Origin of the sequence: Brevibacterium sp. JSBI002 (assembly GCF_026013965.1) — a bacterium.
GTDB lineage: Bacteria > Actinomycetota > Actinomycetes > Actinomycetales > Brevibacteriaceae > Brevibacterium.
The window spans coordinates 350,620-362,995 of the sequence record NZ_CP110341.1; the positions used below are offsets into that span (position 1 = coordinate 350,620).

General features: G+C 64.9%; 9 protein-coding genes. 6 read left to right on the forward strand and 3 right to left on the reverse strand.

Going from position 1 to position 12,376, the window contains the following annotated elements; translation table 11 throughout:
- Positions 1 to 34 precede the first annotated feature (34 nt).
- A complete protein-coding gene (locus tag LJ362_RS01530; RefSeq protein WP_264800417.1) occupies positions 35 to 1,486 on the reverse strand; it encodes a helix-turn-helix transcriptional regulator in 1,452 nt (483 codons plus the stop codon).
- Between the two features lie 181 nt (positions 1,487 to 1,667).
- On the opposite strand from LJ362_RS01530, the gene aceA reads away from it, so the two are divergent.
- Entirely contained in the window at positions 1,668 to 2,978 is a 1,311-nt protein-coding gene (aceA, locus tag LJ362_RS01535; protein WP_264800418.1) for an isocitrate lyase, read from the forward strand.
- 242 nt (positions 2,979 to 3,220) lie between these two features.
- Positions 3,221 to 4,828, forward strand: a complete 1,608-nt coding sequence (gene aceB / locus LJ362_RS01540) for a malate synthase A (RefSeq protein ID WP_264800419.1) — start codon at positions 3,221 to 3,223, stop codon at positions 4,826 to 4,828.
- A gap of 86 nt (positions 4,829 to 4,914) precedes the next feature.
- Here aceB and LJ362_RS01545 read toward each other — a convergent pair whose 3' ends face one another.
- Positions 4,915 to 5,517 carry a DinB family protein gene (locus LJ362_RS01545; RefSeq protein ID WP_264800420.1) on the reverse strand — a complete coding sequence of 201 codons (603 nt, stop codon included), beginning with the start codon at positions 5,515 to 5,517 and terminating at the stop codon, positions 4,915 to 4,917.
- A gap of 146 nt (positions 5,518 to 5,663) precedes the next feature.
- On the opposite strand from LJ362_RS01545, the gene LJ362_RS01550 reads away from it, so the two are divergent.
- Complete coding sequence (locus tag LJ362_RS01550) at positions 5,664 to 6,686, forward strand: helix-turn-helix transcriptional regulator (RefSeq protein ID WP_264800421.1); 1,023 nt, start codon at positions 5,664 to 5,666, stop codon at positions 6,684 to 6,686.
- A gap of 135 nt (positions 6,687 to 6,821) precedes the next feature.
- Entirely contained in the window at positions 6,822 to 7,211 is a 390-nt protein-coding gene (locus LJ362_RS01555; protein ID WP_101546446.1) for a universal stress protein, read from the forward strand.
- 30 nt (positions 7,212 to 7,241) lie between these two features.
- Here LJ362_RS01555 and LJ362_RS01560 read toward each other — a convergent pair whose 3' ends face one another.
- Positions 7,242 to 10,253, reverse strand: a complete 3,012-nt coding sequence (locus tag LJ362_RS01560) for an FAD-binding and (Fe-S)-binding domain-containing protein (RefSeq protein ID WP_264800422.1) — start codon at positions 10,251 to 10,253, stop codon at positions 7,242 to 7,244.
- Between the two features lie 349 nt (positions 10,254 to 10,602).
- Between LJ362_RS01560 and LJ362_RS01565 the strand changes: the two genes are divergently transcribed.
- Both LJ362_RS01565 and LJ362_RS01570 read left to right on the forward strand, forming a co-directional pair.
- The gene (locus LJ362_RS01565) at positions 10,603 to 10,755 is read left to right on the forward strand and encodes a hypothetical protein (RefSeq protein WP_164742748.1); all 153 of its coding nucleotides are present in this window, start codon (positions 10,603 to 10,605) and stop codon (positions 10,753 to 10,755) included.
- 502 nt (positions 10,756 to 11,257) lie between these two features.
- The gene (locus LJ362_RS01570; protein WP_264800424.1) at positions 11,258 to 12,223 is read left to right on the forward strand and encodes an inositol monophosphatase family protein; all 966 of its coding nucleotides are present in this window, start codon (positions 11,258 to 11,260) and stop codon (positions 12,221 to 12,223) included.
- The last annotated feature ends 153 nt before the right edge of the window (positions 12,224 to 12,376 follow it).

Below are 12,376 nucleotides of genomic sequence, written 5' to 3' on the forward strand. Positions count from 1 at the left end.
GAGCCGCCTCGGCGAGGGTTTTCTGCACCGTCGATCAGTCGGAATGGCGTTCGAGGAACTCGTAGACCTCGGTGTCGTCGACTCCGGGCACCGCTCCGGGCGGAACTGCGGCGAGCAGGGAGGCGTGCATGCGGGCCGACGGCAGCGCCTGGTCCTCCCATTTCTCGGCCAGGTCATCCGGGGCCTGGCGGCAGCAGGACGGATCCGGGCATCCGGACTGCGAGCGGATCGGCGATTCGCGACCTTCGAACCAGCGGACATGGGAGAACGGAACGCCGACGCTGATGGCGAAGTCACCGCCCGGCAGCACACGGGCGGTGCACCAGAAGGATCCGTGAGGGGTATCGGTGTACTGGTAGTAGGGGCTGAAGCGGTCGGCGACGCGGAAGACGGTGCGCGATGTGAAGCGTTTGCACGCGAACTGTCCCTCGATCGCGCCGAGCGGATCGGTGGGGAACGGCAGCCCGTCGTTCGAGTACGCCTTGTGGATCGTGCCGGAATTGTGGACCTTCATGAAGTGCACGGGCAGTCCGAGGTGCTCGGTGGCGAGGTTCGTGAACCGGTGGGCGGCCATCTCGTAGCCGACGCCGAACATATCGCGCAGATGCTCGACGGAGAGCACCCGCTTCTTCTTCTCCTCTTCGAGCATCGGCACGGCCGCGGATTCGGGCAACAGGATCGCGGCAGCCAGATAGTTGGCCTCGACGCGCTGCTGGAGGAATTCGTGGAAGTCCTTCGGGGAGTCATAGCCGAGCACATGCGGAGCCAGGCTCATGAGCAGGTGAGACCGCGGATCGAAGGCAGCGTCGGCGTTGGGCAGATACAGCCGCTTGTTCGCGGTATCCGAGATCGACCGGGTCGATTCGGGCAGGTCGGAGACGTAATGGAGACTGAAGCCGAGCTTCTCGGCGATGAGCGCTGTCTGCCGCTGTGACACCGTTCCGGATTCGTAGCCGACGAGGTCGAGCAGCTCGGCAGCAGTGGCCTCGAGGTCGGCGAAGTAGTTGTTCTTCTCCCTCATCCGATCCCGCAGCTCCCGGTTGGCCCGCCGTGCCTCCTCCGGGGTAGCGGCCCGTCGCTCCAGAGCCTCGCCGAGCTGCCGCTGAAGACCCACGATCGCCTCGAGGGCATCGGCCGGCAGCGACTTGATCCGCACCTGCGGCAGGCCGAGGGAGGAGTACATAGGGGAGGCCTGATTGCGTTCGGCTTCGAGCTCGAGCGCCTGGCGCTCGTCGATCGGAGCGGGGTCGATGAGCTCGGAGACATCCGTCTTCAGCGCCTTCGCAATCGCGGCCAAGAGCGTGACAGAAGTTTCTCGCTTGCCGTTCTCGATCGTCGAGATCTGGGACGCCGCACGCCCCACTTCGTGCCCCAGCTCGTTGAGGGTCAAACCGCGCTTCTTGCGAAAAAATCGGATTCTTCTGCCGATGCTGAGCGGGTCGGTCTGCTGCTCTTCGCTCTCAACTTCCGCGCCAACGCTGGTCAAAGTGCCTCCCTCGGTTTCTGTGGGCTGGTTCACACGATTGAAAAACAGTATGACAGATCCGCGAAATTTCTGAAACCGGAAATATCGAGATTATTCATCCGAAAAAACAATGCGAGAGCCCTTGCGCCCCCCGCAGACTGGATACATCAACAACCCCGAGAGATCGAGAAAGAGAAGGACAATGACTGAGAACACCACGCAGAACAGCTTGCACGATGCTGAAGCCATCCGCCGCGACTGGGCCACCAACGCCCGTTGGTCGGGAATCGCTCGCGACTACGAGCCCGAGGATGTCGTCAAACTGCGCGGTTCGCTGATCGAGGAGCACACGCTGGCCCGTCACGGAGCCGAGCGCCTCTGGAACCAGATCACCGCCGGCGACATCCACTCCGGTGACTACGTCAACGCCCTCGGTGCGCTGACCGGCAACCAGGCAGTCGAGCAGGTCAAGGCCGGCCTCAACGCCATCTACCTCTCCGGTTGGCAGGTCGCCGCCGACGCGAACGCCGCCGGCCAGACCTACCCCGACCAGTCGATCTACCCGGCCAACTCGGTGCCGCAGGTCGTCCGCCGCATCAACAACGCTCTGATGCGCGCCGACCAGATCGAGACCTCGGAGGGCAACAAGCAGGTCGATGACTGGTTCGCTCCGATCGTCGCTGACGCGGAAGCAGGCTTCGGCGGCACGATCAACGTCTACGAGCTCATGCGCTCGATGATCGCCGCCGGCGCAGCCGGTGTGCACTTCGAGGATCAGCTCGGCTCCGAGAAGAAGTGCGGCCACCTCGGCGGCAAGGTCCTCGTTCCGACCTCGCAGCACATCCGCACCCTCAACGCCGCTCGCCTCGCGGCCGACGTCGAGAACGTGCCCAGCCTGGTCATCGCCCGCACCGACGCCGAGGCAGCCACGCTGATGACCTCGGACATCGACGAGCGCGACCAGCAGTTCGTCACCGGTGAGCGCACCGCCGAAGGCTTCTACAAGATCACGAACGGCCTCGAGGCCGGCATCGCCCGCGGCCTGTCCTACGCTCCCTACGCGGATCTGCTGTGGATGGAGACCTCGACTCCCGACCTCGAAGCTGCGAAGAAGTTCGCCGAGGCGATCCACGCCGAGTACCCGGATCAGATGCTGTCCTACAACTGCTCGCCGTCGTTCAACTGGCGCAAGCACCTCGACGATGCGACCATCGCGAAGTTCCAGCGCGAGCTCGGAGCCATGGGCTACAAGTTCCAGTTCATCACCCTGGCCGGCTTCCACGCGCTCAACTACTCGATGTTCGATCTGGCTCACGGCTACGCCCGCGAACAGATGAAGGCATACGTCGACCTGCAGGAACGCGAGTTCGCAGCCGAAGACCGCGGATACACCGCGACCCGCCACCAGCGCGAGGTCGGCACCGGATACTTCGACCTGGTTTCGACCGCGGTCAACCCGGAGTCCTCGACCACCGCACTGGCCGACTCCACCGAAACCGCTCAGTTCCACTGAGCCGCACGGGGTTCACACCTCGCTGACCAGCGGGGATGAACCCACCCAGAACCCGGGGCGGATCGGCAGTGTTTTCACGGGGTTTACATTGTCGATCCGCTCCGTCACACCACAGACGCATCGAAACCCCGCCACGGTCCCACGGGAACGCTCACGATCACGGGGCAGCCGCCTCGGCGAGGATCCCCCACAGAACCAGCCACACATTCCAGGCACACACTACGACGGGTGAGGAGAAGCCCATGTCTTACATCAAGATCAACGCGCCGCTCGAAACCGGCTTCGGCACCGTCCTTTCGGAGCCTGCTCTGACGTTCATCGCCAAGCTGCACGACGAGTTCGCCGGCACCATCTGCGACGTGCTGCGCACGCGCCGGGCCCGCGCGGCCGAGATGAACGGCGGAACCCTCCCCCGTTTCAAGCCCGAGACCGCACGCATCCGCGCCGACCGTTCCTGGTCGGTTGCCGGATCCGCCGGCGCCCCCGGCCTCGAAGACCGCCGCGTGGAGCTCACCGGCCCGGTCACCGAAGATGAGGTCGTGGCGGCGCTGAACTCGCAGGCGAAGGTGTGGCTGGCCGATCTCGAAGACGCTACGAGCCCCACCTGGGCCAACGTCATCGGCGGACAGGTCAACCTCTTCCGCGCCATCCGCGGACAGCTGCCCGGCGTCAACAACGACAACCAGCCGACCATCGGACTGCGCCCCCGCGGATGGCACCTGCCCGAGAAGCACCTGATCTACGTCGATGACAACGGCCAGGAATTCTCGACCTCCGGAGCGCTGGTCGACTTCGGTCTGTACTTCTTCCACAACGCCCGCTACCTCATCGACAACGGCTCCGGACCATACTTCTACCTGCCGAAGCTCGAGTCCTCGCAGGAAGCACGCCTGTGGAACAAGGTGTTCGTCCTGGCACAGAACATGCTGGGCATCCCGCACGGCACCATCCGGGCCACCGCTCACATCGAGACGATCACCGCGGTGTTCCAGATGGAAGAGATCCTCTTCGAGCTGCGCGAGCACTGCGCAGGCCTCGAGGCCGCCGGTTGGGACTACCTGTTCTCCGTGGTGAAGAACCTGCGCAACACCACCGACTACGTTCTGCCCGACCGCGAACGTCTGACGATGGACCTGCCGCTGATGAAGGCCTTCACCGACCGGCTCGTGGCCACCTGCCACCGTCGCGGAGCACACGCGATCGGCACGATGTCCAACCTCATGGCCGATCACCCGGATCAGGAGTTCGTGGCCGCCGAGTTCGAGCGCATGCGTGAGGACAAGGCCCGCGAGGCCTGGCAGGGCTTCGACGGCACCTGGGTGGCCGACCCGGCACTGGTTCCGGCAGCGCTGGCCGTGTTCGACGCCGCTCTGGGTTCGCAGCCGCACCAGCTGGAGAACAAGCGCCCCGATGTGCAGGTGACCAGTGAGAACATCCTCGACATCACCGGCCTCGAGCCGGTCGTGACCGAAGACGGTGTGCGCGTGAACATCCGTGTGGCCATCGGGTACATGAACGAATGGCTCGGCGGCAACGGGCACGTGGCTCTGGAGAACCAGCTCGAAGACGTGTCGACGGCCGAGATCTGCCGCTCGCAGATCTGGCAGTGGATCCGCCACGAGGTGACTCTGGACAACGGTCAGCAGCTGACCTCGCGTCTGGTGGAGCGCTACCTCGGCGAGGAGCTGGCTCTGATGCAGCGCACCGCCGATGATCACTTCGACGAGGCCGTGGAGATCTTCCGCGAGACGGCACTGGGCGAGGAGTTCGCCGAGTTCCTCACCATGCCGGCCTACACCGACCACCTGGTCGACCGGGTGTCCAAGCCCACCGAAGCCTTCGTCGCCTAACAACTGCTACCTGACGGCGGCCCAGCAACCTGGCGCGAGGTTGCTGGGCCGCCGTCAGGTAGTTCTGGGAGGGATCCTGTGGGGACTCAGCTCCAGTCCATGCCCTCGGGCGGCCGCGGCTCGCCGTCCGCCTGAGCGTTGAGCTGGTAGGCGATCGCGCCGTCGATCGACTCGCGGATGATGTCCGCGTGACCTGCGTGGCGGGCGATCTCGGTGGCCAGGTGCCACAGGATCCAGCGCACGGTCATAGTGAAATCGTTGGGCATCCACGGGTTGTACGGCATCGGAACTTCGGTGCCGAGGTCGGTCCCTGCGTCGTCGACTGCGGCCCTCGCTTCCTCGATCCCGTCGATAACCTTGTCGAAGATTGCGACCGCCTCGGTGATGTCGAGGTCGGGGAGAGCGGACCCGTCGAACATCGCCGTCAGCCCCAACTTCTCGTTGACCGTCCGGTAGTCGTCCTCGCCGACCTCTCGCGTCGGGTCCTTGACTTGGATGAGCCAGTTATTGACCACCTGGGCTCCGTGAACGATGAGGCCGGCGATACTCAAACCACTGGCCGTCGGCGTGCTGCGGGCCTGCTCATCGGTCAGGCCCTGCGCCGTGAGCTTGAGCTGGGTGCACTGCTGGGTGAGGTAGGTGAACGCGGCGTCGGCTTCGCTCGTGACGGAAGGGGTGAAGAACGGCATGATCTCTCCTTTGCGATGTCCGCCGCGGCCGGATGGCTGAAGCGGTGAACCTATCGTCAGGTGTGATGCGGACATATACTGTCCGCATCAATAAGGCCGGCGAAAGTTTCTCATTCGGAGGTGGAATGCAGTCGGAGACGCGGCTCTTGAGTCTGCTTGGTCTGTTCGCGTCCGGCAGGAGCTGCACTGCCGTCGAGCTCGCCGCCCGCTTCGCCGTCACCCCACGCACCATCCGTCGAGATATCGCCGCGTTGCGCGAACTCGGCTACATCATCTCCTCAGCACCGGGCCTGACCGGGGGCTATCGCGCCGAATCGCGGACGGTGCTGCCGCCGCTGCAGCTCGAGGCAGGCGAGGCGCTGGCCACGGCGGTCGGTCTGGCACTCCTGCGCGGGGCCGGCCTGGACACCGAACACGCAGACTCGGCGACGACGAAGCTGCAGACGATGCTCCCGGCGGCCATGCGCGCGACAGTCGCCGATATCTCGACGGCTGTGTCTGTGTCCGAAGGCCACGCACCCGGAGTCGACATCAGCGCGGTCATCACGCTCGCCTCGGCAATCAATGCGTCGACGATCGCGACCTTCGACTACCGGAAGATGCAACGCTCTGACGTCGAGGACCCTACCGTCACGGGCCCGACTGGCGACCCGACTGTCGACACAACCCGTACGGCGACTGCCGGCCCGACCGGCGACCAACCCTCGACACCCCGTCGCGTTGAACCGATCCGTCTCGTCGTCTTCGGTGCGCACTGGTACCTCTTCGCCTTCGACCTCGATCGCGACGACCATCGGGTCTTCCGCCTCGACCGCATGAACCGGGTTCACGCGACGACATTCAGCATCACCCCACGTGAGCACCCCGACGCCGAGGCGGCTGTGTCCGCAGCAGTGACCACCACCGCGTATCCGCACACCGTCGTTCTGCGCACGGCCGCCCCGGCGCGGGAAGCGAAGGAATGGTTCCCCACCCGCAGTGCCACCATCACCGAGGCGGCCGATGGTGTGCGCATCACCTGCGGATTCTGGGACCTCAGGTGGGTCGCGGCCACCCTTGCGTCCATCCCCGCCGAGATCGAAGTGCTCCACCCACCCGAGCTCATCGACGCCCTGCGCGACCACGCAGAGAGAGCGCAGGCGGTCGTCGAAGCATCAATTACTACCTGACGGCGGCCCAGCAACCTCGCGCGAGGTTGCTGGGCCGCCGTCAGGTAGTAATTGGGGCAATGGGGGTTGCGGGGTGCTGACCGCAGCGTGATCCCGAAGTGAACGAATCATGGATGAGTCCATATACTGGGGGCCATGACGATTCTCATTGGCTACCTACCCGCTCCCGAGGGTGAGGCTGCTCTGCGCGCGGGATTCGCAGAGGCCAAACTGCGGTCGAGCGCTGCCGTCGTGATCAACTCACAGCGACGAGGTGCCAGTGGAGCTCCGACCGAGATCGGGGAAGACGAGATCAAGCGGATCGTCGACCTCGGCAAGGAATCGGACGTCGACGTCGAGGTGCTCCAACCCGATCACGAAGACGATCTGCCCGGCACACTCAACGACCTCGCCGAGGAGTACGAAGCCCAGCTCATCGTCATCGGCCTGCGCAAACGCTCAGCGATCGGGAAGTTCATCCTCGGCTCGCAGGCGCAGCGCATCCTCCTCGAAGCCGAGGTCCCGGTGCTGACCGCCAAGGCCTGAAACCTCGCCGAGGCGGCCCTGACCTCGGCATCATCGCCGCGGTTGGAGCCCCCATCCCCAGGCGAGGAGCTCGGCCAACGACACGCCCTCGGCGTCGCTGAGATCCGTGATCTGCGTGCGGCACGAATACCCGTCGGCAAGAACGACCTGCAACCGGTCGTCCTCATCGGAACTCGTCGCGCGCTTCGGCGACGCAGCTGTACCGGACTCAGTCGCGCGCTTCGGCGTCGTATCTGTTCCGGAGCCGGTCCGAGGCTCCGCGCCGGCGGCCCGTCCCCGCTTGCGCAGAGCCGGCAGCAGGGCCACCTCGGCGACGGCCACTGAGGTCTCGAAATGGCCGTCTTCGACGCCGAAGTTTCCGGCCAGACCGCAGCACCCGCCGAGGAACTCCGTATTCGCTCCGGCCCTGGCCAGCAGCTCCTTGTCTGCCGCGTTGCCGAAGATCGCCGACTGGTGACAATGCGGCTGCACGAGCGCTTCGACCCCGGACAGGTCCGGCAGTTCGGCCCCGATGCTCAGCAGATACTGGGCGAGGGTCTGCACCCGGTCGGCCACCCGGTGGGAGGCTTCATCGGCGACGAGTTTGAGCGAATCGTCCTTGAGTGTCGCCAAGCACGACGGCTCGACCCCGATGATCGGCACATCCCCGGTGGCGTCGAGAGCCGTGATCGTCTCCGAGAGATTCGCCTTCGCAGCATCGAGCTGACCGGTGGAGATGAGCGGCAGCCCGCAGCATACGGTCTGATCGATCACCCGCACACGCACACCGGCCTGCTCGAGTACGGCGACCGCCGCGGCGAGGATGCGCGGAGCGAAATGATTCGACCAGGAATCGGCGAACAGCACGACTTCGGCATTCGCACGTGACCGCGGTGCCGCCTCGGCGGCGGTGGTGGTCCACCACTTTCTGAACGTCGTGGACGCGAACTGCGGTATCGAGCGACGGACGTCGATGCCGGCCATCTTCTTCGCCAGGGTCGTCAGCCCCGGCAGCCCCGAGACCCGGTTGACGACCGGCGCGAGCGGAGTGACCAGGCGGGCGAGCTGCGGAAGGAACCCGAGCGAATAGTGCTTCATCGGCCGCAGCTTGCCCTTATACGTTTGGTGCAGGACCTCCGCCTTGTACGTGGCCATGTCCGTGCCGGTCGGGCACTCGGTCCCGCAGGCTTTGCACGACAGGCACAGGTCGAGGGCTTCGTGCACTTCGGGGGAGTCCCAGCGCGGCTCGAGCAGATCCCCGGATACCATCTCCTGCAGCACGCGCGCCCGACCCCGCGTCGAATGTCGCTCATCCCGGGTGGCCTGATACGACGGGCACATGATGCCGCCGCCGGCCGCCGAATCCGCGCGGCACTTGCCGACCCCGGTGCACCGGTGCACCGCCGAGGCGAAACCGGCGGATTCGCCTTCATAGGCCATCGCCAGAGTGCCGGGCAGCTCCTGACGCAGCGGCAGCTGAGTCAGGCGAATCGATTCGTCGAGGGCGTCCGGGTCGACGATGACCCCCGGATTGAGCAGATACTGAGGATCGAAGAGACGCTTGACCTGGGCAAACAGGTCGAGTGCCGCCGGAGTGTACATGAGCCGCAGCAGTTCGGAGCGGGCCCGACCGTCCCCATGCTCCCCGGAGACCGACCCGCCGTAGCGGGCGACGAGCTTCGTGGCCGCGACCATGAAATCGCGCATCACCTGCTCGCCGTTCGGATCCTCGAGCGGGAAGTCCACGCGCATGTGCAGGCAGCCATCACCGAAGTGCCCATAGGGAATGGCCCACAGCCCGTGCTCCTCGAGCAGCTCCATGAGGTCGTGCAGATAGTCGCCGAGGTGGTCCACCGGAACCGCCGAATCCTCCCATCCCGCGTGGGCATCGCGTCCATCGGGGGTGCGTGAGACCAGTCCGGCGCCATCGGCGCGAATGGCCCACACCTCGGCGGCCGCCCGGGCGTTCAGGACCGCGGAGTCGAGTGACTTCGACTCGGAGATGAGGCGCTGAGTCTCGGTCTTGAGCTCGGACTCGTCCTCACCGGTGAGTTCGACGACGAGCCAGCCCGCGCCCTCCGGCAGGGCAGGGACCGCCTCGGCGCCCTTGGTGTCGATGACCCGGTCGAGCATGCGCGAATCGAGGCCCTCGCAGGCGGCGACGGGGAAGTCCTTCAGCAGCGGCGCATCGTGGGCGGCAGCGACCATGTCCGCATAGCCGAGAACGACGGCTGAGGTGAAGCTCGGATCCTTGACCAGGCGCATCTTCGCCGCAAGGATGACGCCCCAGGTGCCTTCGGTGCCGGCGAATGCCCGGCGGACGTCGAAGCCGTTCTCCGGGAGGAGGGATTCGAGCCCGTACCCGGAGACCTGGCGGGAGAATGTGCCGAAGTTCGTGCGGATGGTGCCGAGGTTCTGTGCCACGAGTTCATGCAGCCGCGGGAACGTCGTCGAGGCGTCCGAGTCATCGAGGGTGACGACGGTGCCGTCGATGAGCATGATCTTCAGCGCCAGGATGTTGTCGCCCGTGCGGCCGTAGCCGAGAGCTCGTGGCCCACAGGCATTGTTGCCGATCATCCCGCCGATCGTGCAGCGGGTGTGGGTGGACGGGTCCGGGCCGAAGCGCAGACCGTGTGGTTTGGCCTGCTTCTGCAGGTGGGCATGGACGCAGCCGGACTGCACCCAGGCCGACTGCTCCTCCGGATCGAGATCGAGGACTGCATTCATATGGAGCGAGAAGTCGAGGACGATGCCGCGGCCGATGGCATTGCCGGCGATCGATGTGCCGGCGCCACGGCTGGTGATCGGCACACCGAGGCGGCGGGCAACGGAGAGGACCCGCGCCACCTCGTCATCGTCGTGAGGGAAGACGATGGCGGCAGGGACGAGTCGGAAGAGCGAAGCGTCGGAGGAGTACGCGGCACGATCGGTGTCGTCGATGCTGAAATCGCGGATGCCCGCGGTGCGGAACTGTTCGGCGAGTGCGGTGGGAAGCGCTGTCCGGGACTCGTCTTCGTCGACGGTCGCCCGATTCGCTCCGGTGGGATGGGCCATAGTCGTCATGTCCGCATTGTGCCACTTGGGTTGCCGGAACATCGATACCTTCCATAGCGGGGGTGGCGAGCGAGAGCCATCGTCCAGACCCGGGGAAAGTTATGCTTTCGTTATCATACGTGCTCAGAACGGTGCTACTCAGTAGCCTGAGTTCCTATATCCGGGAATTCTTGGCGTCTTGACATATTCGTGGTATCTAATGGGACTACACCAATTCGTGGCAACGGGCCACTACATGAATGCAAGGGAAGAAACCATGTCTCGTCGAGCTCGTGAATTGACAGTTGATCAGACTGCATTAGTCGGCGTCGTCCGAAAGGTCGCACGGCAGCGTTCGAAAATCAACACCGACTATGTGATGGCGATTCTGCGCGCCCGCGAAGAAGGCGCGACCTTCGGTGCCATCGCCGAGGCGGCCGGCACCTCCTCGCAGGCCGTTCAGGAGATCGTGCGCAGGCACGGACCGGTCAAGCGCAGCGAGCCGAAGGCCGGAGTCGCAGACCCAGCCTGACCCCAGAGGACACAGGGGCAGAACGACATCTACCGGTCCCTTCTGTGCTCGCACTTCCCTCGCAGATACCAGGGCGGTGAACCATACTCGATATGGATCACCGCCCTTGTGCGATTCATGGACGTCTTCTGACGATTCCGTGACCGAATCTTCGCGGCACCGGAAGCAGGAATTCCTCGAACGGAGACAACTGGGCTGATGGGCTGAGAAAGCCTTCAGAAAGATTCTGCCCTGCGTTCGGAAATCGCATCACGATTCGACTCTTCGACTGTTTGTGAAATATCAGATGCTGAAGTTCCCTGCCGACAACCTCAGGTGCGATTCCAGTTCGGCGGAAAAGCCCTGCAATCGGAGTTCCCGACCCCCGTGGGCGGCTTAGATACAAGAAGTACATATTCGCCGGTGTATTGCAGTCTTGTTACACGCGTCGCGGATCTGAGTGGTTCCCGTCCGGCTGCGGACACTCGGGCGAGATGCGGAGAGGGTTGTCTAGAGTGGCCGTATGAACTCCGAGCTCGAATCGCTGCCCGCTGAGATCGCCGACCACTCTCTGATCCGCATCGCCTCCGACCTCTCACTCATCGCGTGGGAGCAGATGCTCGCCTGGAGGCCGCTGCTCGGCGCGAGCCTCGACGCCAGTGTCGTCGACACGAAGACGTCGCCGAATGACCTCGTCACTCGCGCCGACGCGCAGATCGAGGCGCTTGTGCGCGGCTACCTCAACCGAGTCAGGCCTCATGATCTCATGGTCGGCGAAGAGGGTTCGGAAGCCCTCGACCCGGTCGAGTTCTTCCCGGCGGACTTCCTGTTCAAGCTCAACGCCTTCGATCCGGAGGCCGGTGCACTCAACGAGGCCGCTGACGACGGCCCGCGTCTGGAATGGCATGTCGACCCGATCGACGGCACCGTCAACTATGTCCGCAACATCGAACACCATGCGTTCTCTGTCGGAGTCTGCGCAGTCGCAGATGGGGCTGACGCCGGCCTCGGTCTCGGCGACTGGCAGATCGGACTCGTCGCCTCGCCGGGATTGGATGCCACCTGGCTGGCGGCCGCCGGTCGGGGCGCCTTTCGGATCGACGGGCGCTTGGCTGACCACCGCGAAGCCGGCTCCGCCATTCCGGCGCGACGACTGCGCGGGACGCCGCCCGGGCTGTCAGGCAGGCTCCTGGCCACCGGATTCGCCTATGCACTGAGGAACCGCGGCGCCCAGCTGGCCAAGCTCGAAGACCTCATGACCGGCTACGACGACATCCGCCGCTGCGGATCGGCGGCACTGGACCTGTGCATGGTCGCCGAAGGGCGGGTCAACGGCTACGCCGAACGCGGACTGGGCATCTACGACTACGCCGGTGGGGCAGTCATCGTCGAAGAGGCCGGACTGGGTGTCAGCCGCGGAGGATCCGGCGGACCGACAGCCGCCGCCGATACTCAGGAAGAGGTCGACCGCCTCATCGCCGCCATCTGATCCGGGGGTCCACCACACGGGCGTCCACCACAGGCCAACCCGACCTCGCTTCAAATGTGATGCAGATAACGTAATATTTCTTTGACTTTATTTTCAAAGCATAGGCTAAGCTTACTTTCAGTGTGCGCACACGCTTCTCTTATACGTTCATTC